Annotated in this window: 20 protein-coding genes and 4 pseudogenes; 9 read left to right on the top strand and 15 right to left on the bottom strand. The window is 70.0% G+C overall.

Features of this window, described 5'->3' with window-relative positions; translation table 11 throughout:
* Positions 1-38 precede the first annotated feature (38 nt).
* The 9 genes and pseudogenes from ACZ4Z2_RS08605 to ACZ4Z2_RS08565 form a co-directional block, all read right to left on the bottom strand.
* Complete coding sequence (locus tag ACZ4Z2_RS08605) at positions 39-935, bottom strand: ABC transporter permease (protein WP_468073737.1); 897 nt, start codon at positions 933-935, stop codon at positions 39-41.
* 3 nt (positions 936-938) lie between these two features.
* The gene (locus ACZ4Z2_RS08600; RefSeq protein WP_468073735.1) at positions 939-2,078 is read right to left on the bottom strand and encodes an ABC transporter ATP-binding protein; all 1,140 of its coding nucleotides are present in this window, start codon (positions 2,076-2,078) and stop codon (positions 939-941) included.
* Positions 2,071-3,174 carry an ABC transporter substrate-binding protein gene (locus tag ACZ4Z2_RS08595; RefSeq protein ID WP_468073733.1) on the bottom strand — a complete coding sequence of 368 codons (1,104 nt, stop codon included), beginning with the start codon at positions 3,172-3,174 and terminating at the stop codon, positions 2,071-2,073. Before ACZ4Z2_RS08595 ends, ACZ4Z2_RS08600 begins: the two co-directional genes overlap by 8 nt.
* A gap of 337 nt (positions 3,175-3,511) precedes the next feature.
* Complete coding sequence (locus tag ACZ4Z2_RS08590; RefSeq protein WP_468073731.1) at positions 3,512-4,246, bottom strand: SDR family NAD(P)-dependent oxidoreductase; 735 nt, start codon at positions 4,244-4,246, stop codon at positions 3,512-3,514.
* Between the two features lie 118 nt (positions 4,247-4,364).
* Positions 4,365-5,471, bottom strand: coding sequence for an alanine racemase (locus ACZ4Z2_RS08585; RefSeq protein ID WP_468073729.1), 1,107 nt, complete (start codon positions 5,469-5,471; stop codon positions 4,365-4,367).
* Positions 5,468-5,956, bottom strand: a complete 489-nt coding sequence (locus ACZ4Z2_RS08580; RefSeq protein WP_468073727.1) for a RidA family protein — start codon at positions 5,954-5,956, stop codon at positions 5,468-5,470. The genes ACZ4Z2_RS08585 and ACZ4Z2_RS08580 overlap by 4 nt, the downstream gene beginning before the upstream one ends.
* A 323-nt stretch (positions 5,957-6,279) precedes the next feature.
* Positions 6,280-6,503 (bottom strand): annotated as a pseudogene (locus ACZ4Z2_RS08575) (LysR substrate-binding domain-containing protein); the annotation flags it as partial.
* Positions 6,504-6,506: 3 nt separating this feature from the next.
* Positions 6,507-6,616, bottom strand: a pseudogene (locus tag ACZ4Z2_RS08570) (LysR family transcriptional regulator); the annotation flags it as partial.
* A gap of 290 nt (positions 6,617-6,906) precedes the next feature.
* A complete protein-coding gene (locus tag ACZ4Z2_RS08565; protein ID WP_468073725.1) occupies positions 6,907-7,593 on the bottom strand; it encodes a GntR family transcriptional regulator in 687 nt (228 codons plus the stop codon).
* 191 nt (positions 7,594-7,784) lie between these two features.
* Between ACZ4Z2_RS08565 and ACZ4Z2_RS08560 the strand changes: the two genes are divergently transcribed.
* The 3 genes from ACZ4Z2_RS08560 to solA (ACZ4Z2_RS08550) all read left to right on the top strand — a co-directional run bounded on the left by ACZ4Z2_RS08560 (position 7,785) and on the right by solA (ACZ4Z2_RS08550) (position 11,353).
* The gene (locus ACZ4Z2_RS08560; protein WP_468073724.1) at positions 7,785-8,465 is read left to right on the top strand and encodes a haloacid dehalogenase type II; all 681 of its coding nucleotides are present in this window, start codon (positions 7,785-7,787) and stop codon (positions 8,463-8,465) included.
* A gap of 318 nt (positions 8,466-8,783) precedes the next feature.
* Complete coding sequence (locus ACZ4Z2_RS08555; protein WP_468073722.1) at positions 8,784-10,187, top strand: NAD(P)/FAD-dependent oxidoreductase; 1,404 nt, start codon at positions 8,784-8,786, stop codon at positions 10,185-10,187.
* A 20-nt stretch (positions 10,188-10,207) separates the two neighbouring features.
* Positions 10,208-11,353 carry an N-methyl-L-tryptophan oxidase gene (solA, locus tag ACZ4Z2_RS08550; protein ID WP_468073720.1) on the top strand — a complete coding sequence of 382 codons (1,146 nt, stop codon included), beginning with the start codon at positions 10,208-10,210 and terminating at the stop codon, positions 11,351-11,353.
* 89 nt (positions 11,354-11,442) lie between these two features.
* Here the strand turns inward: solA (ACZ4Z2_RS08550) and ACZ4Z2_RS08545 are convergent.
* Both ACZ4Z2_RS08545 and ligA read right to left on the bottom strand, forming a co-directional pair.
* A pseudogene (locus tag ACZ4Z2_RS08545) lies at positions 11,443-11,637 on the bottom strand (EamA family transporter); the annotation flags it as partial.
* 17 nt (positions 11,638-11,654) lie between these two features.
* Positions 11,655-13,730 carry an NAD-dependent DNA ligase LigA gene (gene ligA, locus ACZ4Z2_RS08540; protein WP_468073718.1) on the bottom strand — a complete coding sequence of 692 codons (2,076 nt, stop codon included), beginning with the start codon at positions 13,728-13,730 and terminating at the stop codon, positions 11,655-11,657.
* Between the two features lie 254 nt (positions 13,731-13,984).
* Here ligA and ACZ4Z2_RS08535 point away from each other — a divergent pair, with 254 nt between their 5' ends.
* Together ACZ4Z2_RS08535 and ACZ4Z2_RS08530 are read left to right on the top strand one after the other, a co-directional pair.
* The gene (locus ACZ4Z2_RS08535) at positions 13,985-15,073 is read left to right on the top strand and encodes a homoserine dehydrogenase (RefSeq protein ID WP_468073716.1); all 1,089 of its coding nucleotides are present in this window, start codon (positions 13,985-13,987) and stop codon (positions 15,071-15,073) included.
* Positions 15,066-16,496 (top strand): aldehyde dehydrogenase family protein, encoded by a 1,431-nt coding sequence (locus tag ACZ4Z2_RS08530; protein ID WP_468073714.1) that lies wholly within the window; start codon positions 15,066-15,068, stop codon positions 16,494-16,496. Before ACZ4Z2_RS08535 ends, ACZ4Z2_RS08530 begins: the two co-directional genes overlap by 8 nt.
* Before the next feature lie 27 nt (positions 16,497-16,523).
* Here ACZ4Z2_RS08530 and ACZ4Z2_RS08525 read toward each other — a convergent pair whose 3' ends face one another.
* Positions 16,524-16,985, bottom strand: a complete 462-nt coding sequence (locus tag ACZ4Z2_RS08525; protein WP_468073712.1) for an Lrp/AsnC family transcriptional regulator — start codon at positions 16,983-16,985, stop codon at positions 16,524-16,526.
* Between the two features lie 66 nt (positions 16,986-17,051).
* Positions 17,052-18,287 (bottom strand): N-methyl-L-tryptophan oxidase, encoded by a 1,236-nt coding sequence (gene solA, locus ACZ4Z2_RS08520; RefSeq protein ID WP_468073710.1) that lies wholly within the window; start codon positions 18,285-18,287, stop codon positions 17,052-17,054.
* On the opposite strand from solA (ACZ4Z2_RS08520), the pseudogene ACZ4Z2_RS08515 reads away from it, so the two are divergent.
* Both ACZ4Z2_RS08515 and ACZ4Z2_RS08510 read left to right on the top strand, forming a co-directional pair.
* A pseudogene (locus ACZ4Z2_RS08515) lies at positions 18,286-18,651 on the top strand (hypothetical protein); the annotation flags it as partial. The gene solA (ACZ4Z2_RS08520) and the pseudogene ACZ4Z2_RS08515 overlap by 2 nt on opposite strands.
* 121 nt (positions 18,652-18,772) lie before the next feature.
* Positions 18,773-18,946, top strand: coding sequence for a hypothetical protein (locus ACZ4Z2_RS08510; RefSeq protein WP_468073769.1), 174 nt, complete (start codon positions 18,773-18,775; stop codon positions 18,944-18,946).
* Between the two features lie 58 nt (positions 18,947-19,004).
* On the opposite strand, the gene ACZ4Z2_RS08505 is transcribed toward ACZ4Z2_RS08510, so the two are convergent.
* Positions 19,005-20,450: a sensor histidine kinase gene (locus ACZ4Z2_RS08505; RefSeq protein WP_468073708.1), complete on the bottom strand. Its 1,446-nt coding sequence runs from the start codon at positions 20,448-20,450 to the stop codon at positions 19,005-19,007.
* Positions 20,447-21,136, bottom strand: a complete 690-nt coding sequence (locus ACZ4Z2_RS08500; RefSeq protein ID WP_468073706.1) for a response regulator transcription factor — start codon at positions 21,134-21,136, stop codon at positions 20,447-20,449. Before ACZ4Z2_RS08500 ends, ACZ4Z2_RS08505 begins: the two co-directional genes overlap by 4 nt.
* 148 nt (positions 21,137-21,284) lie before the next feature.
* Here ACZ4Z2_RS08500 and ACZ4Z2_RS08495 point away from each other — a divergent pair, with 148 nt between their 5' ends.
* Positions 21,285-22,628 carry a ferredoxin reductase family protein gene (locus ACZ4Z2_RS08495; RefSeq protein ID WP_468073704.1) on the top strand — a complete coding sequence of 448 codons (1,344 nt, stop codon included), beginning with the start codon at positions 21,285-21,287 and terminating at the stop codon, positions 22,626-22,628.
* Positions 22,629-22,638: 10 nt separating this feature from the next.
* Positions 22,639-23,034: an FMN-binding protein gene (locus ACZ4Z2_RS08490; protein ID WP_468073702.1), complete on the top strand. Its 396-nt coding sequence runs from the start codon at positions 22,639-22,641 to the stop codon at positions 23,032-23,034.
* Position 23,035: the final 1 nt, after the last annotated feature.

Genomic DNA, 23,035 nt, shown 5'->3' with positions numbered 1-23,035 from the left:
CAGGGCGATCCGGCCGGTGAGGGTCTTGCGCAGCTCCATCATGATCCGTTCCTCCGCCTACGGCTGGCCCCCAGAGAGCTGACGACCTTCACCAGGAGCAGTCCGGCCAGGGTCAGGACCAGCAGGATGACGCCCTGCGCGGCGGCCCCGTTCCACTGGTTCTCCTTGGTGACCTGCTGGTTGATGAGGGTGGCGATCATCGTCTGGTTGGGGCCGCCCATCAGGGCCGGGGTGATGTAGTAGCCCAGCGAGAGGATGAAGCTGAGCAGTCCGGCACTGGCCAGACCCGGCGCGACGAGGGGCAGATACACGCGGCGGAAGATCGTCACGCGGTTCGCGCCCATGCTCGCGGCCGCGGCCAGCAGGCGGCGGTCCACGCCGCGCATCACGCCGTACAGCAGGAGGACGGTGTAGGGGAGCATCATCGAGGTGGTGCCGATGACGACGCCGAGCTCGTTGTAGAGGAGTTGGAAGGGCGCGCCGGGGATGGACATGGCGGTCAGGGTCTCGTTCACCAGGCCCTTGTCGCCGAGCATGATGATCCAGCCGTAGGTGCGCACCAGCGCGGAGACGAAGTGCGGCACGACCACGACCAGCATCGCCAGACCCGCCCACACCGGCTTCAGACGGGTGATCGCCTGCGCCAGGACGAACCCGAACACCAGGCTCAGCACCGCCGTCTCGGCGGAGATCCGCAGCGTGGTGAACAGCACCGACAGGTTCACGCCGGTCAGGGCGTCGGCGTACCAGTGCAGCGTGAACGATCCGTCCGCGTCCTTCAGGCTCAGCAGGAGCGTGCTGAAGATCGGGTACACGAACAGCACCAGCAGGTACACGACCACGGGCAGGGCGTAGAGGATCCCGACCCGGGTCCGGCGCGAAGCAAGCAGCTTCCGCGGGCGGGCGGGTGCCCCCGCGGTGAGGGTGGCAGCCATGACTCACCCGCCCTGTTCGACGGGGAAGAGGTTGACGTCCTCGGGGTCGGCGGTGATCCCGACCCGCTCACCGGCGACCGGGCCGCGGCCGGCCGGGACCTCCAGGCGCAGCAGCGGCGCTTCCTTGCCGTCGATGCGTACGCCCGCGCGGACCAGGGTGCCGACGTAGGTGGCGGTCTCGACCGTGCCGGTACAGAAGCCGTCGTCGGCGGCGCTGGCCCGCAGCCGGCCCGGCTGCACCGCGACCTTCACCTGGGTACCGGGGGCCAGCTGGTGACGGCGGGCCTTGACCAGCCCACCGGAGTTGTCCAGGCGGACCAGGGTGTACTCGCCGTCCTGCTTCTCCACCCGGCCGGGCAGGAAGTTCGCCGCACCCAGGAAGTCCGCCACGAACGGCGTCCTGGGCCGTTCGAACAGCTCGCGGGGGGTGTCGAACTGCTCGATGAGACCGTTGCGCATCACCGCGATACGGTCGGACATGACCAGCGCTTCTTCCTGATCGTGCGTCACGTAGATGACGGTCAGGCCGAGTTCCTGCTGGATGGACTTGATCTCGATCTGGAGCTGGTCACGGAGCTTCTTGTCCAGGGCGCCGAGCGGTTCGTCCATGAGGATCACCGGCGGGCGGTAGACCAGCGCCCGGCACAGGGCGACACGCTGCTGCTGGCCACCGGACAGCTCACGCGGCTTACGGCCGCCGAACCCGGACAGACCGGCGATCTCCAGCGTCTCCCCGACACGCCTGCGGATCTCGTCCTTCGGCACACCTCGCAGGGTGAGGGGGAAGGCGACGTTCTCACTGACGGTCATGTGCGGGAAGAGCAGGTACTGCTGGAAGACGAAGCCCAGCCCCCGCTTCTGCGGCGCAAGCCGCGTCACGTCCCGGCCGCCGACGGTGATGGTGCCGGAGTCCGGTTCGCAGAAACCAGCGATCATCATCAGCGTCGTGGTCTTGCCCGAGCCGGAGGAGCCGAGGAAGGTGACGAACTCCCCCGCCGCGATCTCCATCGACGCCTCGTCGACGGCGACGACGTCGCCGTAGGTCTTGCGCAGAGCCACCACCGACAGCGCCTTGCCGGTCGCGGTGGCCGGCTTGGCGCCGGCCACCTTCACCGACGGTGCGGCGACACCGAAATCAGCCACGAGCCCACTCCAACCAGCGCTTGGTGACGGCCGACTCGTTCTTCAGCCACCAGTCGATGTCCGCGTCGAAGCCCTTGTCGTAGTACTTCGGCGCACCGGCGAGCGCGTTGCGCTCGTCCTCGGTGAGCTTGGCGTAGGCCAGCGGCGAGGAGGGGTTCGACGGGAACGCCTTCGCCAGAGCGACCTGGCTCTCCGCCCGCAGCGAGAAGTCCATCAACAGGTAGGCGTTGTCCACGTTCGACGCGCCCTTGGCGATGGCATAACCCGAGAACTGGCGGCGCATGCCGTTGAGCTGACGCTCCACCGGCACACCCTGCTTCTGCAGATCGGCGAGACGGCCGTCCCACACGGTGGACATCGTCACCTCCTGGCGGCTCAGCAGCACGCCGGGGAGCGGGCCGCTGTCCCAGAACTTCTTGATGTCGCCCCGCAGCCGGGTCAGCACCTTGAACGCGCGGTCCACGTCCAGCGGGTACAGCTTGTCCATCGGGACGCCGTCGGCCAGCAGCGCGAACTCCAGCTCCGGCAGGTCACCGTCCGGATGGACCATCGCACGGCTGCCCGGGAACGCCTTGGTGTCCCAGAAGTCCGCCCACGACTCCGGCTTCCTGCCCCCGAACGCGTCCGTGCGGTACCCGATGCACTGGCCGTAGAAAGCCGCGCTGATGGCATGGTCGGTGACCTGGGCCTCGGGGATCTTCGCGCTCTTCACGCTCTTGATCCGGTCATGGTCCAGCATCTCCAGGGCGTTCTGCCCCAGGTACTTGAGGTGGGACATCATCGAGTTGTTGATGAGGTCGCACTGCGGGCGGCCCTGCTTGATCTGCGCCAGCAGCGGGGCGTCGTCCAGGTTCAGCACCTTCACCTGGATACCGGTCTCCCGCGTGAACGGCGTGTAGATCGCCTTCTGCAGAGCCGCGCCGTAGGAACCGCCGCTGTCACGGACGACCACCGTCTTGCCGCCGCCCTTGCCGCTGCCCGACGAAACCCGGCTGGTGCCGGTGCCGCAGGCGGAGAGGGACGGGAGAGCGGCGAGGGCGGCTAGACCGCCTGCTCCGCGCAGGAGCGCTCTACGACCGATCTGGGCATCACTCATGGCAATACTCCTCATCTGGGGACGCGTGGGACCAGTTGTGCGGGGGCTTTACCTCGCGGGCGGGGGCGTTCAGGGCGGCGAACGCGGGCAGAGCATCGCCCGCTTGCGTTGCCGATCGCTGTTTGGGGCGCGTGTTCGCCGTGAATCGAAGTTCCCGACGACCTTGTCGTCGGAGCGGGGCGGCTGGGTGGCCAGCGGAGTGGGGGTGGTCCTCACCAGAGCCGGAGCACTACCCGGCGAGTGTTCGACGGTTCGTGCCGCGACGGCGGTCGCCCAAGGCAGGCGAGAGCAGCGCAGGTCGTTCAGCCCGTTGCTGGTGGTGAGGCCCGGCAGGGGCTCAGCCGGCGGTGTAGCCGCCGTCGACGGTCAGGACCGATCCGGTCACGTACGACGACTCCGACGACGCGAAGAAGAGCACCGCGTCGGCGACCTCTTCGGGGGTGGCGAGGCGCTGGAGCGGGATCGTGCTCTCGCGCTGGCGGCGGTATGCCTCGGGGTCGAGCCTGCGCTGGAACGCCGCCTCGATGACCGGGGTGGCGGTCAGGCCGGGAGCGACGACGTTGACGCGGATGTTGCGCGGGGCCCACTCGATCGCCGCGCCCTTGGCGAGCATGATGAGGCCCCCCTTGGCGGCGGAGTACAGGACCTGCCCCGCCATGCCCACCATGCCCAGCCGCGAGCTGACGCAGACGAACGAACCTCCGGTCTCGGGCATCAGCGGCGCGAAGTGCTTCATCACCAGGAACGCGCTGAGCAGGTTGCTCTCCAGCACGTTCCTCGCGTCGTCGCAGGCCATCTCGGTGAGCGGACCGTCGGCCTGCAGACCGTGGTTGAGGACGACGACGTCGACGGTGCCGAAGGACTCCGCGGCCTGTTCGGCCAGGTGCTCGACGAACGCCTCGTCGTTGAGGTCCCCGGGAACGTACAGGTCGTCGGGTTGAGCGCTGTCGAGCCGCTCCCTGCGGCCGGTGAGCAGCAGCCGCCCGCCCTCACGGCGGAAGTGGGAACTCACCGCCTGCCCTATGCCACTGCTGGCGCCTGTCACCAGGGCAGTGACGTTCTTGAGTCTCATGTCAGGCACTCCTCTTGCGGGGGAGGTCGGTCGGGGGTGGGGGCTCGGGGAGGACGGGATTCTCGTCCGGTGCCGGTCAGTTCTCGTCCCGTGCCGGTCAGTTCTCGTCCCATGCCGGTCAGTTGAGGAATCCGCGGGCGTCGACGGGCCAGCGCTCCAGCGACGTTCCCGTGCTGTCGGTGACGATGAGTTCCTCGAAGCCGAGGACGACCGGGCAGACATGGTTCGGCACGACCGGTACGACGGAGCCGACGCGGGGGCGGAACTCACCGTCCGGCAGCGGGAGGAACCCGTGGTACTCGTTGACCTTGGACAGGACCGCTGTCGTGCCGGCGATGCCGCCGTAGCCGATCTCGGGGCTGCCTTCTTTGCTGAGGGCCTTGTTGCCCACATCGAGGATGACCTGGCCGGGGACCCAGTCGCTGACCACGGTCCCGGCGACGAACAGCGCGATCTGGTCCTCCGTGCAGGCGCCCAGCCGGGCGTTGTTCAGATCGCCGAAGACGTACTCACCGGGACGGATCTCGGTGATCACGCCGCTGGTGGAGAACTCGAGGGTGGGAGTGGAGCCCGCGCTGACCACCTCCGCGGTGACCCCGACGCCTTCGAGGCTGCGTACGGCAGCGGTGAGCGTGGCTTCCTGATCCTGCGCGGCGCGCCGGCGAGCGTCCCGGTCGGTGCCACCGTGACCGGGATAGGTGAAGACTCCCACCGGCACCAGACCGCGCTTGCGGGCGGCGAGCGCGAGTTCGCCCGCGACCTCGGGCGGCGCCCCCGAACGACGGGCACCGCAGTCGACCTCGATCACGACCTGCAGCCGGTCCGGTTCGTCTCCCATCGCGTCGGCGAGCGCCTCGATCGCCGCGACGTTGTCGACGCCCACCCGCAGCCTGGCGGCCTCGGCGAGCCGGCGGATCCGGGGCTTCTTCGATCCCGCGACCCAGACCGGGTAGGCGAGGAAGATGTCGTCGAACCCGGCCGCGGCGAAGACCTCGGCCTCACCGACGTTTCCCGCGGTGATTCCGACCGCGCCCGCCTCGATCTGACGTCGCCCGATCTCCACGCACTTGTGCGTCTTGACGTGTGGCCTGACCTTGAGGTCGTGCTGGTCGGCGAAACCCTGGACGCGGTCGATGTTGCCCTGCATGACGTCGACCAACACGATCGGCGCGGGGGTGTCGATCCGCTCGGCCAGAGCGTCGAGTGCTCGTTGCAGCCGGTTCACGCTGCCCTCCCCGGGACGGCGGTGCACACCATCTGGATCTCGACGGGGCTGTTAAGCGGCAGCCCGGCGACACCGATCGCGGTGCGAGCGTGCCGTCCGTTCTCACCCAGTACCTCGATGAGCAGTTCGCTGGCCGCGCTGGCGACATTCGACTGCTCTCCGAAGTCCGGCGTGCTGGCCACGAAGACCAGCATCTGCACGATCCGGACCCGTTCCAGGTCGCCCACCGCCTGCACAGCGGCGGCGAGAGCGTTGAGCGCGGCATGGCGGGCCAGTGACCGCGCCGTCTCCAGCTCGACGTCCCGGCCGACTATGCCCTGACCCAGCAACCAACCGTCCTTGTACGGCAGTTGGCCCGAGATGTAGATGCTGGAGTCCACCGACCGGTGGTGCACGTAGTACGGGTTGTCGGCGAGTTCGGGAAGGGCGAGGCCCAGGGCCTGAAGCCGAGCGGAAGCCGAACCGGTGCTCGCTGCCGACGTCACGGACCGACTCATCTCGTCACCGCCGCGGACAGCACGGGGAACAGGACGACATGGTTGGTGACACATACCTGTTTCACACGAATCTTGATCATCTGCACTCGGCTCTCTCCTCGAGCGGCAGGGGCGACAAAGCGCCATATCGTGGCTTATAAGCGCCCGGGCTATTGTCGTTTGTCGACCATATGGTTGCCCGTAGAGCACTGTCAATACCGCTGGAGGCAACGGTCGACGCCTGACCCTGGCTGCCGAAGAGGCCGTAAAAGCCCGCGCGGGCGCTCCGGGACAGCTACGACATGTGCCACGGACCCGTAGCGGTTGGCGAATCAGTGGTCCTGGCCCTGGATCCGTGCGGCGGCGCGGTGCAACTCGGCAAGGACTGCGCGGGCGGCCTTCCGGGCGGTGCGCTCAGGCCGGTGGAGGAGGTCGATGTCGCGTCGGGCGTACACCCCGCCGAGCGGCTTGAGGACGACGTCCGGGTGCGGCCGAGCGGTCCAACGGGCATCAGCGTGAGGCCGCCGCCGGCGGCGACGACCTCGGCTAGCACCGCGGACATCAGCGGGAAGCCGTCGTGCACCGTGATCCACGGCTGGTCCGCCACGTCCCGCGGCGTGGGCAGCGGCTGGACGCCGGCATATGGCCAGCCGGCAAGGCGCAGGCCAACATCCTCTTCTGCCGCCTGCCGCCTGCCGGGCGCCGGGCGTCGTCCGCCTCGTCACCTCCGCCGACCATCGGCCGGAACCGGCCAGGCGGCTTGCTCAGCGCGCGGCGGTCGCGACTCCGGCCGCGCCCAGGAACCTCGCACGAGCACAGAACAATGACCATGACGCAGAGGCAAGTAGCCGACACACAGCCTGAGCGGCTGCGGAGTCAGCCGCCGACGTCTCGGCACGGGCGTGCGGCGTCACGCCGGCGAGCCGGGCTTTGACGCTTCACGCACGTCGGCATGGCCCTCAAGAGTGCCGGGGCGCGTGTTCCCCTCGATCTGCCGTCCGGTCTCCCAGCCCCATGGGGAAGTGGGCGGCCAGTTCCTGGCGGAACGCGTCGGAGTCGCCCTCCAGGGCGACCGTGGCCAACTTCTCGTGCTCGACGACCAGTTGCTGCGGGTTGTCGCTGTACGTGCGGTGATCGACGCTGAGGTAGAGGCGCAGCTTGGTCTCCCAGCCGTTCCACATACCCTGCAGGACACCGTGGCCCGAGAGGTCGTAGAAGAGCCTGTGGAAGCGGAGGTGCGCGTCGATGCTGGCCGGGATGTCGTCCTTCTCCATCGCCCGACGCAGATCCTCGACGGTCTGCAGCAGCCGCGGCCGCTCAGCACCACGCAGCGCTTCGGCCGAGAGTTCGGCGGCGTACGGCTCGACGTGCAGCCGGACCGAGTCGATCTCGGCGACCTCACGAGGGCTCACCTCTACGACGAACGCCCCTCGATAGGGGATCTTGACGACGAGTCCTTCCTCCTCCAGCTTCGTCAGCGCCTCACGGAGCGGGGACCGGCTGATCCCCAGATCCGTGGCGATGTGCGCCTCGCGCAGCTGTCCACCGGGAGGGACGCTTCCATCGAGGATGGCGGCACGCAGCGTACGGTACACACCGTCCGGCGTCGTGGTCCGCTGTTCCTGCCACTCGAACTTGTGGTCCACCCCGTCGCCCTTTCTCGGCACGCCACTTGGTCGTTTGTCGACTATACCCCTGCGGGCAGTGCCTCCATCCGAGGTTCCGCGGGCATGGTTGACACTCGACAGCCCCACGGTCGACAATCGACCAACCGCAGATGGTCGACAATCGACCACGGCTCCCGGGGTTGCCCCGCCACTGATCACCAGGAGGACCCATGCCATTCGACTTCAAGCCCAAGTTCGCGACGTTCGACATGAACGGAACGCTGATCAAGTTCAGCATCAACGACACGATGCGCGAAGTGCTGGGCGACCGGCTGCCGGCCGAGATCGCCGACGACTTCCTGCGGATCTGCAAGGCGTACCGGATCGACGAGTGCACGGGTGCGTACCAGCCGTTCCACCAGGTCGTCGCCCGCTCCATGGAGCGGGCCTCGCGCAAGGTCGGTCTCGAGTTCCGCGAGGAGGACGCGCGGGCCGTGTACGAGACCATCCCGACCTGGGGCCCGTACCCCGGTGTCACCGAGGCGCTGAACCGCCTGGCCGAGGAGGTCCCGCTGGTCATCATCACGAACAGCGACACCGCGCACGCCGAGCGCCTCGCGGAGAACCTGAAGGCCCCGTTCGAGGTCGTCATCAGCGCCGAGGAGATGGGCGTCTACAAGCCGCGACTGGGCACGTTCGACTACATGTTCGAGAAGCTCGGTGTGACGCCCGACGAGATCGTGCACGTCTCCGCGAGCCCGATGTACGACCTGCGCTCGGCGGCGATCATGGGCATCGAGAACAAGGTGTACATGGACCGGGGCTGGGAGCACGACGAGCACTGGCTCGGCTACGAGCGGATCACCGACATCGCCGATCTCCCCGTCCTGTTCGGCCTGCCCCGCCCCTGACGCCTGGGCGGAGACCTCCTGTCATCCGCACCGTGGTACGGGTGCGGCGGCGAACCGGTCATAGCGGTACGGCTGTGCACCGGCTCCCCCAGGCCCTGGACACGCTCGTCGAGCGAATCGACACCCCGGCGCCGATCGTGCCGGCCGCCGTGATCGGGACGACTTCGTCTTCGACGGCTCACGGCTCGGCACGGTCGGCTGGTCGGCGAACCCGAGGAGGTCCTGTGCTCCGCCATGGGAGGCAGCCTCATCCTGCTCACCAAGGACGCGGCGGAGGAATGGGCTCCTCGGTCCCCAGCCCCAGACGAAGGACACACCATGAACGCCCTCGCGGCGCCACCCCGCAACGGAGAGCTCGGCTTCTGGGTGGCCCAACTCGCCGACATCAGGCCCTCGTTCCCCCGTTTCACCGGCCAGGACTCCGTCGACGTGGCCATCGTCGGCGGCGGTTACACCGGCCTGTGGGCGGCGTACTTCGCCAAGAAGCTCGAACCATCGCTCTCGGTCGCCGTCTTCGAGGCCGAACAGGTGGGCTACGGAGCGTCGGGCCGCAACGGTGGTTGGCTCTCGGCCATGCCTCCGGGAAACCGCGCCACCTTCGCCCGCGCCGGAGGAGGTCTGGCAGCGAGCCGGGCGCTGCAGCAGGAGTTCGTCACCGGCGTCGACTCCGTCCTGGACATCCTCCAGGCCGAGGGCATCGACGCCGATCAACGCAAGGGCGGCGCGCTCGTCGCCGCCCACACCCGGGCGGGGCTGGGCCGGCTTGTCGCCAGACGGGACGCCGACCTGAAGTACGGACTGACCGGCGACGACGTCCGCATGCTCGACCGGGAGGAGTTCCGGAGCCGGATCAACATCTCCACCGTCCACGGCGGGCTCTACTACAAGCACTGCGCGCGGTTCCACCCCGCGAAGCTCGTCTACGGCCTCGCCGACACCCTGACCTCCATGGGGGTGGCGATCTACGAGGGCAGCCGCGTGGAAAGCGTCGGCGGCAAGACCCTCACCCTGGCCGACGGACGTGTCACCGCGGCCAGGACGTTCATCTGCACCGAAGGCTATTCGGGACCGCTGCTCGGCAGCCGGACCCTGATCCCCGTCAATTCCTCGATGATCGTGACCAAGCCCCTGCCGGAGGAGGTCTGGCAGCAGATCGGCTGGGACGGGCCCCAGTGTCTCAGCGACTCCGCGCACACGTTCATCTACGCCCAGCGGACCTCGGACGGCCGTATCGCCATCGGGGGCCGCGGTGTCCCCTACCGCTTCGGGTCCGGCACAGGGGGAGCCGGTGCGACCGCCCGGTCGACCGTCGACCTGCTGTCGCACAAGCTCGGTTCCTTCTTCCCGGGCATCCCCTTCGAGGTGGAGCATGCCTGGTCGGGAGTGCTGGGCGTGACGCGTGACTGGAACGGCGGTGTGCACTGGGACCCGGCGTCCGGGGTCGGATCGTCCACCGGCTACGCGGGACACGGCGTCACATCGGCGTACGTCGGCGGCAGGACTCTCGTGGAGCTCGCCTTCGAGCGGGAGACCGAGCGGACCACCCTCCCCTGGGTCGGCTACCGGGCGCGGAAGTGGGAACCGGAACCCGTCCGCTGGCTGGGCGTTCACGCCATGTACCGGCTCTTCGGCATCGCCGACCGGTGGGAAGAGCACAGGGGTTCCCGCAAGACCTCACTTCTGGCCGACTTCGGCAGCAGACTCGCCGGGCTTCACGAGTAGACGAAAGGGAAACCGCTCGCATGGACGCACAACTCGCCGTCATCGGTCTGGGCAGCATCGGAAGCATGGCCCTGTGGCAGGCTTCCCGACTGTCCGACTCGGTCGTGGGCTTCGAGGCCGCGACCCCCGCCCACGGCCGCAGTGCCGTGGGCGGGGACACCCGCCTGCTCCGCATGATCTATTTCGGGAAGCCCGACTACTACCCCATCATGGAACGCTCCCGCGGCCTGTGGGCCGAACTCGAAGCGGAGACGGGGCAGGAGATCTTCACGCCGACCGGGGGACTGTCCATCGGTACGGCGAACAGCGGCTTCCTCAACAGCCTCCTCGAGACAGCCCGGGTCAACGGAGCCGAGCACCGCCTCCTCAGCCGGAAAGAGTTGGCCGAACGCTACCCGCAGCACAACCTGCGCCCCGACGACTGCGCCGTCTACGACCCCCGCGCCGGCGTGCTGCGCACCGACCGCGCCGTCAGCGCGGCCGTCGCGGCGGCCCAGGCGAACGGCGCCACCGTCCTGCAGAACACCCCCGTGGACAGCATCACCGAGACCGAGCACGGCGTGGTCGTCACCTCGGGCGACAGAACCTGGACGTTCGACAAGGTCATCGTCGCGTCGGGCGGCTGGTCCCGAAGGCTCATGCCCGACCACCTCAAGGCCGTCACGGAAACCCATCGGATCGTCCTGACCTGGTTCGTCGCCCAGGACAGCGCACAGTTCTCCCCGGAGAACTTCCCCGTCTTCAGCCGGCTGTACGACGATCGCTCCCTGTACGGCGCACCCGCCGTCGACGGCGTGACGGTCAAGGCGTCGGTGGACGGACCGCTCAGCGGACGCGCCAGGACCACCCCCGACCCGGACTCCGTGCCGAGGGAACTCACCCGGGAAGAAATCGAGAAGGTCACCGAGACGGTCACCGAGTTCTTCCCCGGCCTGATCCCCACCATCGTGCGCTCCGACGCCTTCCCCGACCTCTTCACCGAGGACAGGCACCCCCTCCTCGGCCGGCTGGACGAGAACAGCCGCGTCTACTGCGCCACAGGGTTCTCCGGGAAGGGCTTCAAGATGGCCACCGGCTACGGCCACATCGCCGCACACGAGGCGCTCGGCAAGCAGACGTTCGACGGGCTGGACTTCGTGCGTCCGGCCCGGTTCAAGTCCCGGTAGCCCACCGCGCTCGCCCGGGCGGCGGGGGGCAGCGGCGGGGCAGCGGCGGGGTCAGCGGCGGGGGCCAGGATGCTCAAGGCGTTCGCGGTGAGGTAGGGGACGGCCGAGGCGAGGATCCCGGCGGCCACGGCGTACCCCACCACCCCGACGGTCGGCGGCTGCCGGACCATCACGACCAGGCCGACGGGGAGGAAGAGCAGCGCCGAGAGCGCGGCGGCCGCCGCGGAACCCTGCGCGCCGGGGACACGGCGGCCGACCGTACGGTTGAGCAGGATGTACGACGCTTCGCGTCAGGAGACGGTCAGACCAGATAGTCGGCCACCAGGGTGGCGAACTCGTCGGGGGTGGCCAGGCGGATACCGAGGTCTTCCGCTTTGGTCCGCTTGGATCCGGCGTTCTCCCCGGCGACGACCAGTGAGGTCTTCTTCGACACGCTGGAGGAGGAGCGCCCTCCGGCCCGTTCGATCAGCTCGTTCATCTGGTTGCGGCTGAGCTTCTCCAGCGGACCGGACATGGCGCCGGTGACCACCACGGTCATGCCCGAGAGCGGCCCGCCCGCGGCGTTCGCACTCCCCGTGTCGGCGGCGGTGGGGCTCGGCGGCGTGGCGCCGGGCTCGGTCATGTTCACCCCGGCGGCGACGAGCTTGTCGATGAGCGGGGCGAGTTCGGCCAGTTCGGCGACGATGGAAGGGGCCTTCTCGGTGCCGATGCCCTCGACCTGCTGCATGGCGGTGGCGTCGGCGGCGCGGATGTTGTCCATGGTGGCGAACCAGCGGGCGATGCGCCGTGACATGGACCGGCCCGTGCCGCGTACGCCGAGCGCGCACAGCACGCGGGACAGCGGCTGGGCCTTGGCGGTGCTGATCGCGGTCAGGAGGTTGTCGGTGCTGGTCTCCCCCATGCGCTCCAGGCCGAGCAGTTGCTCGCGGGTGAGGGTGAACAGGTCGGCGAGATCGGCGACCAGGCCGGCCTCGACGAGTTGGACGACACGCGTGGCGCCGAGGCCCTCGATGTCGAGCTGGTCGCGGCCGGCGGCGTAGGAGAGGGAGGCGACCAGGTGGCAGTTGCGGCCCTGCTCGCAGCGCCAGCGCTCCTGGCTGGTGTCGATGCCGGAACCGCAGCGCGGGCACACCTCGGGGAAGACGATGGGCTGCTCGGCGCCGGTGCGCAGGTGCGCGACGGGGGCCTCGATCCGCGGTATCACGTCGCCGGCCCGGTGGACCATGACGTGGTCGCCCAGCCGGAGGTCTCGGCGGGTGATGTCGGCGGGGTTGTGCAGCGTGGCGTAGGTGATGGTGGCGCCGTCGATCTCGACGGGTTCCAGCACGCCGCGCGGGGCGATGATGCCCGTGCGGCCCACGTTCCACTCGACCTCCAGCAGCCGGGTGATCTTCTCCACGGCCGGGAGTTTGTAAGCGATCGCCCACCGGGGAGCTCTCGATCCGGATCCGGCGGTGTGCTGGTCGGCGGCGAGGTCGGCCTTGATGACGATCCCGTCGATCCCGAACGGCAACCGCGCCCGCAGCGCCGCGATCTCCTCCACCCGGGCCAGCACCTGTTCACCGCTGCGGGCCACTGTGCCGGGGACCGCGGTCGAGGCGGTGGTGTTCACCCCGAGGTCGGCGGCGAGGACCATCAGGTCACTGTGGGCGAGGTCGCCCAGCCGCGTCGCGAGGGCGGGATCGGTGTCGGGCAGGGGCAGCAGGCCGTAGCCGAAGAACGTCATGGGCACCGTGTAGGCGCGCTCCTTGGCGCGCAGTGTGCCCGCGGCCGCGTTGCGGGGGTTGGCGAAGGGCTGCCCGCCGTGCCCGGTGCGGACCTCGTTGGCGTGCTCGAACTGGGCGGTCGTCATGAGGACTTCGCCGCGCACCTCCACGCTCACCGGTTCCGACAGGGTCTCGGGCAGGCCCTCGATGGTGCCCATCGCGTGCGAGACGTCCTCCCCGGCCGTCCCGTCCCCCCGGGTGATCAGCCGGGTGAGGCGGCCACGGGTGTAGCGGGCGGCGATGGCGAGACCGTCCAGCTTCGCCTCCACGCTCCACTGGTCCACCTCGTGGCCGACACGCCGGGCCAAGGACGCCGCCCACGCGGTGAACTCCTCGGCGGAGAACACGTTGTCCAGGCTCAGCATCGCCACGGTGTGCGGCACATCGCCCTCGACCGCGCCGCCCGCGACCTTCCCCGTCGGCGAGTCCGGGAGCACCTGGTCGGGATGGTCGGCCTCCCACGCGGCGATGCCGCGCACCAGCCGGTCGTAGGCATCGTCGTCCAGTGGTGAGGTACCGCCCGCGTAGTAGGCCGCCGCGGCCTTCACCGCGTCCTCGACCGCCTGCACGTAGGCGGCGGCATCCACGATCTGTGCAACAGGAGTCGTCATGACCGTCATCCTGCCTGCCACCACTGACAACGGCCCCGGGACAGCGGCGGCGCACGGCTGGGACAGGCACGGCCGGGCAGGGCGGTGAACAGGGCCGGCACCTCGAAGGGCCCCCGGGGCGGGCGAATCGCCAGGGGACGGAGCAGATCGGCATGTGTCGTGGCCGTTGTGGCATGGAGCGGGTGACAGGCGCGCGGGCGAGGCTCCTCGGCAGCCGCACCGTGCAAGGCGGCGGACTGCGAAGGAGCGATCTCATGGGCCGATACGATCTCGCCCTCATCGGATTCGGCGGCGTCAATCGCGCGCTCGCCGAACTCGTGTCCCAGCGTGGGGACCGCCTGGCCGAGGAGCTGGGCTTCACCCTGCGGGTGGTGGCGATCACCGATCTGCGGGCCGGTTCCCTGGTGGACACCGACGGCATCGATCTGGCGCCGCTGCTGGCCGCCGAGCCTGGGGAGCTGAGCTTCGCCGGCCTGGCCGGCGGCAGCGCGGATCCACGCAACGAGTGGGTGATCCGCGAGGTGCCGGCCGACATCGTCGTGGAGGCGACGTTCACCGACCCGGTCGACGGCGAGCCCGCCCTCTCCCATGTGCGCTGGGCCCTGGAATCGGGCAAGCACGTGTGCACCACCAACAAGGGACCTGTCGCGCTCGCCGGCCGCGCCCTGAAGCGGCTGGCCGCCGAGCGTGGTGTCGGCTTCGAGTTCGAGGGCTCGGTGCTCAGCGGCACCCCCGTTCTGCGCACCGCCGAGCGCATGTTCGGGGGCCTGGAGATCACGGGGGTCCAGGGCATCATGAACGGCACCTCGAACTACGTCCTCGGCCGCCTCGAAGAGGGCATCGAACTGTGGGCGGCCATCGCCGAGGCCCAGCGACTCGGGTACGCCGAAGCCGACCCCACCGCGGACATCGAGGGCCACGACGTCCAGCTCAAGGTGATGATCCTGGCCAACGAGGTGCTCGGCGCCGACCTGCGCCGCGAGGACGTCTTCTGCGAGGGCATCTCCTCGCTCACCCCGCACGAGGTGCGGGACGCCGCCTCGAAGGGGCTGCGGTGGAAGCTGGTCGGCTCCGCCACCCGCCACGAGGACGGCGGCGTCGACGCCCGCGTCACCCCGCTCGCCCTGCCTGCCGAGCACCCGCTCGCCGGGATCTCCGGCCCGGTCAACGCGGTCGCCTTCCACACCGACCTCCTCGGCACCGTCATGGTGTCCGGGCCGGGTGCCGGGCGCATCGAGACCGCCTACGCCCTGCTGTCGGACATCGCCGCCATTCACCAGCGTCACGCGGACGCCGACTCCGCGCCGGCGCGCCCCGTTCTGAAGGAGACCTCCCGTGTCTGACACCGCCGTGCCCCCCGCCATCGCCCTCGGCACCGACGCCACGCCCGTGCGCAACCCCTACACCGGCGAGGTCATCGCCTCGGTGCCCACCACCGACGCGAGCGCCGTCGACGGCATCCTGCGGCAGGCCAGGTGCGGGCGCCGCACCGCGGCCTCCCTGTCCCGCGCCACCAGAGCCGCGATCCTGGAACGCGCCGCCCACCTGATCCAGCGGCGCGCCGAGTCCTTCGCCCAGCTCATCGTCAGCGAGGCCGGCAAGACCATCGTCCAGGCCCGCAAGGAAGCCGCCCGCGCCGTCAACACCCTGACCCTGTCCGCAGCCGAGGCACGACGCAACGCCGGCGAGGTCATCCCCTTCGACTCCCACGAGGGCTCGGAGAAACGGCAGGGCTGGTTCACCCGCGAACCGCTGGGCATCATCGTCGCCATCACCCCCTTCAACGACCCCCTCAACCTCGTCGCCCACAAACTCGGCCCCGCCATCGCCGGCGGCAACGCCATCATCCTCAAACCCTCCGCGCTGACCCCGCTGTCCGCGCTGCGCCTGGTCGACACCCTCATCGAGGCCGGCCTGCCCGAGGAGATCGTCACCGTCGCCCACGGCGACGCCGACCTCGGCGCCGCGATCGTGGCCGCCCCCGACGTGCGCATGGTGTCCTTCACCGGAGGCTTCGCCACCGGCGAGGCCATCTCCCGCACCGCCGGCCTGAAGAAGCTCGCCATGGACCTGGGCGGCAACGCCCCGGTCATCGTCATGGACGACGCCGACCTCGACGAGGCCGTCGCCTCCTGCGTCTCCGGCGCCTTCTGGGCCGCCGGCCAGAACTGCATCGGCACCCAGCGCATCCTCATCGCGGCCGAGGTCTACAAGCGCTTCCGCGACACCTTCGTCGCCCGCACCAAGCTGCTGCGCACCGGCGACCCCCGCGACGAACACACCGACGTCGGCCCCATGATCACCCCGGACGCGGCGGCCGCCACCCGGGCCAAGGTCGACACGGCGGTGGCCCAGGGCGCGGTCCTGCTGTGCGGCAACACCGTCACCGGCGCCCTGTACACACCGGCCGTCCTGGAAGACGTCCCGCCGACCTGCTCGATCTGGCACGAAGAGGTGTTCGCCCCGGTCGTCGTGCTCCAGCCGTTCACCTCCTTCCAGGACGCCGTCGAGCAGGCCAACGCCCTCGACTACAGCCTCCACGCCGGCATCTTCACCTCCCGCCTGGACCGCGCCCTGACCGCGGCCCGGCTGCTGGAAGCCGGCGGAGTCATGATCAACGACTCCTCCGACTACCGCCTCGACGCCATGCCGTTCGGCGGGTTCAAATACGGCAGCATGGGCCGCGAAGGCGTGCGCTTCGCCTTCGAGGAGATGACCCAGCCCAAGGTCGTCTGCGTGAACCACATCAGTGAAGTGGTCCGCTGACCGTCCACCGTCCACCGTCCGCCGCGCTCACCCGGCTGCCGCCGGTGGCTGCTCTCCCCGCGGGCGATCGACCACCCTGGACAGGGTGAGCGCGGTGACGGTGTCCCGTACGCCGGGCATCCTGGCGATCTCCTCCCAGATGCTCCGTACGCGTTCCAGCGAGGCCGCCTCCAAGCGCACCATGATGTCGAAGTCGCCGCTGAGGATCTCGCAGATGACGACCTCGGGGATGCGTTTGAGCGCGGCCAGGACGTCGCCGCCGCGCATGCGGTCCTGGCGGTAGACGAGCACGAGCGCCGGGACGACGTTGCCGGTGTCGTGGCCCGGGCGGACGATGGTGTATCCGGCGATGTGGCCCTGGCGCTCCAGACGTTCGACGCGCTGGCGCACCGCGTTGCGGGACAGCAGCACCTTGCCCGCCAGCTCGGAGTGCGAGACGCGGGCGTTGCGGGTCAGCTCGGCGATGATCTTCTCGTCGATGGCGTCCACAGCGGACCGTCTCCTTCACGACCGGGGTTGGCGATGGCGGCGAGGTGCGTGCCTCCCCGTTCGGGCTCAGGCCGTGGTGCGGCCGGTCGTGGTGATGAAGTCGATCGGCTGGGAGGTGCGGCCCTCAAGGGCGAGGTCCGCGGCGATGTCGCCCATGGCGGGTGAGACCTTGAAGCCCTGGCCGGAGAACCCGGCCAGCAGGACGATGTCGTCGCAGCCCGGCAGAGGGCCGACCAGCGGGCGGGTGCTGTCGGTGTAGCCCTCCATGAAGACGGACAGGCGCACCGGGTCGGCGTTCAGGCCGGGCAGGTGGCGGCGCACCACCTTGGTGAAGCTCTCCAGTTCTTCCGGTGCGACGGTCCGGTTCAACCGGTTCGGGTCGTCCACCAGCTTGTGGTGCGGCTGGGGCAGGCCCAGCTTGACGGCCAGGCCGTCCGGGGAGGGGATGCCGTAGAAGGGGGTGTCGCCGCAGCGGATGAAGGCGGGGCGCTCGGCGCCCCCCGGGTGGTCCTCGTGGGGCAGGAACCAGGCGCTGATCGCACGGTGGACGCTGACGTCCCACGGCAGGTCGGGCAGGAGATCACACACCCAGGGGCCAGGCGTGACGACCGCGGCGTCGAAGCGCTCGGTGTCGGTGTCGGTGCGGATCAGAACGCCTCCCCCGGCGGCGGGCGTGACTTCCCGCACCGGTGTGTAGCGGCGGATCCGGGCCCCCAGTTCCTCGGCGCGCCGGGCCGCGGTCTGGACCGTCAGCTCGGGGCGGATGAACCCCGCGTGGGGGTCGAGGACCACCAGGTCGCCGTCGTTGACGCGGAACTGCGGGAAACGCTTCGTCATCGCCTCGGCGTCGATCACCTCGTGGTCGAGGCCGTGCTCGGCGATGCCGTCGATGACAGTCCGCATCTCGGGGTCGTCGGCCGGCCCCATGACCAGGGCGCCGATCAGTCGGCGCAGTTCCCGTCCGGTCTCCGCCTGCAACTCCTTCCAGAGGGCGTCGGCGTGCCGGACGAGCGGCACATAGCGGCCGTCGTGGGTCTGCACGCTGCGGAAGACCCGGGTCTCACCGCCTGCGGCACTGCGGTCGTGGCCGGGCGCGAACCGGTCGTAGCCGACGACTTCGGCACCTCGGCCGGCCAGCCGCCAGGCGGCCTGACTGCCCATCGTTCCCACACCGACCACCGCGACGCGCTTCCTCGCAGCTGACACAGGACTGTCCTTCCGTCTCCCGGGCCGGCACCACCGGGCCCGAGCATGAGGATGATGTATGGCGACGTGGAGGGGGGCGGGCCGTTGAGACCCCATGTCATGTCGTGCCACAATGCGGCATGCTGTGCTATTATCTGGCACAGATCATGGCCCTCGCCTCGGGAGGAGTCAAGGGGGTCCAGCGGATGACCGCATCACTCGCCCGCGGCGTGGGCGGCGCGGTCTCCCCACCACGTGCCGTTCGACGTCACTTCCCTCGACGAGCCCATGGCCGTCGCCCGGCACTGCGTCAACCGCTCCGGGGCGAAGCCGGGACGACGCGGTCGTCGTGGTCGGCGCCAGGCCCATCGGTCTCGGCGCGGCGATCTGGCTGAAGCCGCGCGGAGTCGAGCACGTGGTCGTCATCGACGTCCTCCCCTCCCGGCTGGAGAAGGCGCTGGCCGTGGGCGCGGACGCCGTCGTCGACTCGTCCCGGGAGGACGTCACGGCCCGGCTCACCGCGCTGCACGGCCAGGCGGCCAACGCGCTGGGCCGGCCCCGGCCGGGCACCGACTCTCCATCGACGCGGCCGGTGCCCCGGCGTGTTCGACACGGTCGTGCGGTCGGCGAAGTGGCACGCGACGCTCGTCATGGTCGCGGTGCAGATGAAGGGCGCGGAGATCGACCTCGGGGGCATGCCGCGCAGCGAGTTGACCCTCGTCGCGTCGCAGGGCTACCCCACGGAGATCTGCGAGGCCACCCGGAGATCGTCGTAGTGGGAGGGGCGGCGGTCGGACCGGCGGGCCGGCAGTCGACGAGCGGTCGGCGGCCGCCCTACGTCGTCGTCCCCTCCAGGGGCAGGCGGATCGTGAAGGTCGTCGTCCCCGGGGTGCTGGTCAGGGTGAGGGTGCCGTCGTGGGCCCGGAGGAGGGAGTGGGCCACGGCGAGGCCGAGGCCGCTGCCGCCGCGGTCGCGGCTGCGGGCCTTGTCGACGCGGTAGAAGCGGTCGAAGACGCGCTCCTGGTCGTCCACCGGGATGCCGGGCCCGGAGTCGGTGACCCGGACCTCGGCCGTGCCGGCGACGACGTACACCTCCAGGTGCACCTTGGTGCCCGGCGGGGTGTGCACGGCGGCGTTGGTCAGGAGGTTGTCGAGCACCTGCCGGATCCGCAGCGGGTCCAGGCGCAGCCGTACCCGGTCGGGGCCCGCGGTGAGGGTCAGCGGATGGCCGGGGTGCCCGGCGCGGAACGCGTCCCCGGCCTGCTGGGCCAGCTCCACCAGATCGGCCTCCTCCCGGCGCAGCGGTGCTTCCACGTCGGCCGCGTCGAGGCGGGCCAGCGTGAGGAGGTCGTCCAGCAGGGCCCCCATGCGGGCGGCCTCGGCGCGCAGCCGGGCCAGGTGCTTGTCGCGTTCCTCGGGGCTGTGGGCGGCGGCGTACTGGAAGAGGTCGGCGTAGCCGCGTACGGACATCAGCGGGGTGCGCAGTTCGTGCGAGGCGTCGGCGACGAACTGGCGCAGGCGCTGTTCGGCCGCGGTGCGGACGGCGAACGCGTCGTCGATGTGCTCCAGCATCCTGTTGAACGCGGTCCGCAGCTCCTCGACTTCGGGGCCGCCGTCGCGGCGGTCGTGGCGCACCGGCAGGCGTGCCGAGTCCGTCAGGTCGTGGGAGGTGATGCCGCGGGCGGTGTGCGCCATGTCGCTGAGGGGCTTCAGTCCGCGCCGCAGCATGGCCCGGCCGAACACGACGAGGGCGGCGAGGGCGAGGGCGAACGCGACGACCTGGATCGTGACCAGCTGCTCGACGGTGTCCTCGATCTCCTCCATGGGGGCGGCGCCGACCAGGATCACCCCTGGTTCGGCCTCGCAGGCCCGCAGCCGGTACAGACCGGCTCCCCCGAGCTGCTCGGTGCGGGTGATCTCGGTGTCCGAGCCGACCTGGTCCGCGGCGAGGCGCGTGAAGTCGTCGATGTCCTGGGGCAGGTCGACCGAGTCCTCGGGGGTCCGCAGGTCGGGAGTGCCGTCCTTGATGTCGTAGACGGCGTAGTACCAGCCCCAGTACTTCTTGCCCTCCAGCGTGCCGTCGGCCGCGATGCTCTTGGACTGGGCGACCTGCGCGACATGGAGCTGTTCGTCGAGCTGCCGCGACAGATAGTCGCGCATGTACATGGTCAGCGCGTTGCCGACGATGGCGAACACCACGAGCGCGAGGGCGCCGAGGCCGAGGGCGAGCCTCGTACCCAGGCGCATGCCGCGGTAGGTCTCCTTCAGACGGGCGATCACTCGGCCGCCTGCCGCAGCACGTAGCCGAAGCCGCGCACGGTGTGGATGAGCGGTTCGCCGTTGTCGTCGAGCTTGCGGCGCAGCCTGCTGACGACGAGTTCGACGACATTGGAGCGACCGCCGAAGCCGTACTCCCAGACGTGGTCGAGGATCTGCGCCTTCGTGAGGACGGTCGGCGACTTGCGCATGAGGTAGCGCAGCACCTCGTACTCGGTGGGGGTGAGGGTGAGGAGCTTCTCGCCGCGGCGGACCTCGCGGGTGTCCTCGTCCATCGTCAGGTCGGCGACCTGGAGCACGGAGCGCTGGAAGCCGGGGCCGGTGCTGCGGCGCAGGACGGTGCGCAGCCGGGCCATCAGCTCCTCCACGGCGAAGGGTTTGACCAGGTAGTCGTCACCTCCGCGGGTCAGTCCGGCGACGCGGTCGGCGACGCCGTCGCGGGCGGTCAGGAACACCACGGGCACCATCGTGCCGGACCGGCGCAGCCGGTCGAGCACGCCGAAGCCGTCCAGGCCGGGCAGCATCAGGTCGAGGACCACGATGTCCGGATGGAACTCGGCGGCCTGGCGCAGCGCCTCCTCGCCGGAGTTCGCCGTGACCGCGTCCCAGCCCTCGTAGCGGGCGACGGTCGCCACCAGATCCGCGATGGGCGGATCGTCGTCCACCACGAGAAGTCGCACTTTTTCCACGTGCTCATACTGCGGCACCGATCGCCTTCGGCCATAGCCGCTCACAGCTCGCCAGAAGATCGATAAAAACTTGAAAGTTAACCGACAGTAAAACGACAGCGGTGCACGGACAAGCTCGTATCCCGGACCCGATCAAGGAGCTGTCAGCGTGACCACTGTCCAACAACCCCTCGCGGCGGCGAGCCGCTCGGGAGCGCGGCCCAAAGTGGTCGCCCGCACCGGTCTGTACGCGGTGCTGGCGGCGAACGTGGTCGCGGTGGCCGTCTTCTTCGTGCAGGCGAGCTTCGCCTCGAACGCCCTGATCGTGCTGGGCCGGCTGACCGGTCTGTACGGGGCGCTGCTGATGGCCTTCCAGCTGCTCCTGGTGGCCCGGCTGCCGTGGTTCGACCGGCGCATCGGCATGGACCGGCTGACCTCCTGGCACCGCTGGACCGGCTTCTCCGTGCTGTGGCTGCTGGTGGCGCACGGGGTGTTCATCGCCTTCGGGTACGCCCAGTCCTCGGGCATGGGCCCGGTGAACCAGGTGATCGACCTCGCCGAGACCACCGAGGGCGTGCTCCGCGCCATCGTCGCGCTCGGCATCATCATCGTGATCGGCGTGGTGTCGGCCCGCTACGCGCGGCGCCGGCTCGCCTACGAGACCTGGCACTTCATCCACCTGTACACCTACGTGGCGGTGGTCCTGGCCTTCACCCACCAGGTCGCGGCGGGCACGACGTTCGCGTCGTCCGAGGTGGCGACGGCGTACTGGTACGCGCTGTGGGGCGGCGCCCTGACGGCGGTGTTCCTGGGCCGGCTGGTGCTGCCGCTGTGGCGGAACTGGCGGCACCAGCTGCGCGTCACGGCCGTCGTCCACGAGTCGGACCACGTCGTCTCCATCTATATGAGCGGCCGTGACCTGGACCGGATGCCCGCGCGGGCCGGACAGTTCTTCCTGTGGCGGTTCCTGACCCGGGACCGTTGGTGGCAGGCCAACCCGTTCTCCCTGTCGGCGGCGCCCGACGGCAAGCAGCTGCGGCTGACGGCCAAGTCGGCCGGTGCGGGCTCCGCCGCGCTGCGCCATGTGAAGGTCGGCACGCGGGTGTTCGCGGAGGGCCCGTACGGCGCGTTCACCGCGATGCACCGCACCCGGCCGGAGTCGGTGCTCATCGCGGGCGGCGTCGGCGTCACCCCGATCCGGGCGCTGCTGGAGGAGATCCAGGGGCACGCCGTGGTGATCTACCGGGTGGGCACGCGGCAGGACGCCGTCCTGTACGAGGAGCTCCAGCGGCTCGCCTTCGACAAGGGCGCCGAACTGCACCTGGTCTCGGGGCCCGCCGTCCCTGACCTCCTCGCGCCGCGCGAGCTGGCCCGGATGGTGCCGGACATCGCCGACCGCGACGTGTTCCTGTGCGGACCGCCGCCGATGATGAACGCCGTCCTGGGCAGCCTGCGCGAGCTGGACGTGCCCAAGCCGCAGATCCACTTCGAACGCTTCAGCCTGGCGGGATGAGGAAGACACCGTGAAACGAGCGATACCCGCCCTGGTCCTGAGCGCCGCCGCGCTGGTCCCCGTGTGGCGCTACGCCCCCTCGACAGCGGCGACCACCACGGCGACCGCCGAGCCGGCGCCGTCGGCCTCGACGTCCGCCTCGGGCGGCTCCACCGTGGTGTCGGGCCCCACGATCGACACGGAGAAGGGTCCCGTCCAGGTCCAGGCGACCTTCAAGGGCGAGAAGATCACCGCCGTCAAGATGCTCCAGCAGCCGAACCATCCGCAGACCGAGGCGGCGGTGCCGAAGCTGATCGAGGAGACGCTTCAGGCGCAGAGCGCCGACATCGACACGGTCTCCGGCGCGACGATCACCAGTGGCGCCTACCGGAAGTCCCTCCAGGCCGCCCTCGACGCGAAGGGCTGAT

It is taken from the genome of Streptomyces sp. NPDC030183, from assembly GCF_055573455.1.
The sequence above is the reverse complement of the archived record's forward strand: the minus strand, read 5'-3'. Positions and strand labels throughout refer to the sequence as shown.

Excerpts from the sequence above, each read along its gene's own strand:
- ACZ4Z2_RS08605 (WP_468073737.1), bottom strand. The coding sequence starts at position 935 with ATGGCTGCCACCCTCACCGCGGGGGCACCCGCCCGCCCGCGGAAGCTG.
- ACZ4Z2_RS08590 (WP_468073731.1), bottom strand. The coding sequence starts at position 4,246 with ATGAGACTCAAGAACGTCACTGCCCTGGTGACAGGCGCCAGCAGTGGC.
- ACZ4Z2_RS08560 (WP_468073724.1), top strand. The coding sequence starts at position 7,785 with ATGCCATTCGACTTCAAGCCCAAGTTCGCGACGTTCGACATGAACGGA.
- solA (WP_468073710.1), bottom strand. The coding sequence starts at position 18,287 with ATGGGGTCTCAACGGCCCGCCCCCCTCCACGTCGCCATACATCATCCT.
- ligA (WP_468073718.1), bottom strand. The coding sequence starts at position 13,730 with ATGACGACTCCTGTTGCACAGATCGTGGATGCCGCCGCCTACGTGCAG.
- solA (WP_468073720.1), top strand. The coding sequence starts at position 10,208 with ATGGACGCACAACTCGCCGTCATCGGTCTGGGCAGCATCGGAAGCATG.
- ACZ4Z2_RS08535 (WP_468073716.1), top strand. The coding sequence starts at position 13,985 with ATGGGCCGATACGATCTCGCCCTCATCGGATTCGGCGGCGTCAATCGC.
- ACZ4Z2_RS08555 (WP_468073722.1), top strand. The coding sequence starts at position 8,784 with ATGAACGCCCTCGCGGCGCCACCCCGCAACGGAGAGCTCGGCTTCTGG.
- ACZ4Z2_RS08595 (WP_468073733.1), bottom strand. The coding sequence starts at position 3,174 with ATGAGTGATGCCCAGATCGGTCGTAGAGCGCTCCTGCGCGGAGCAGGC.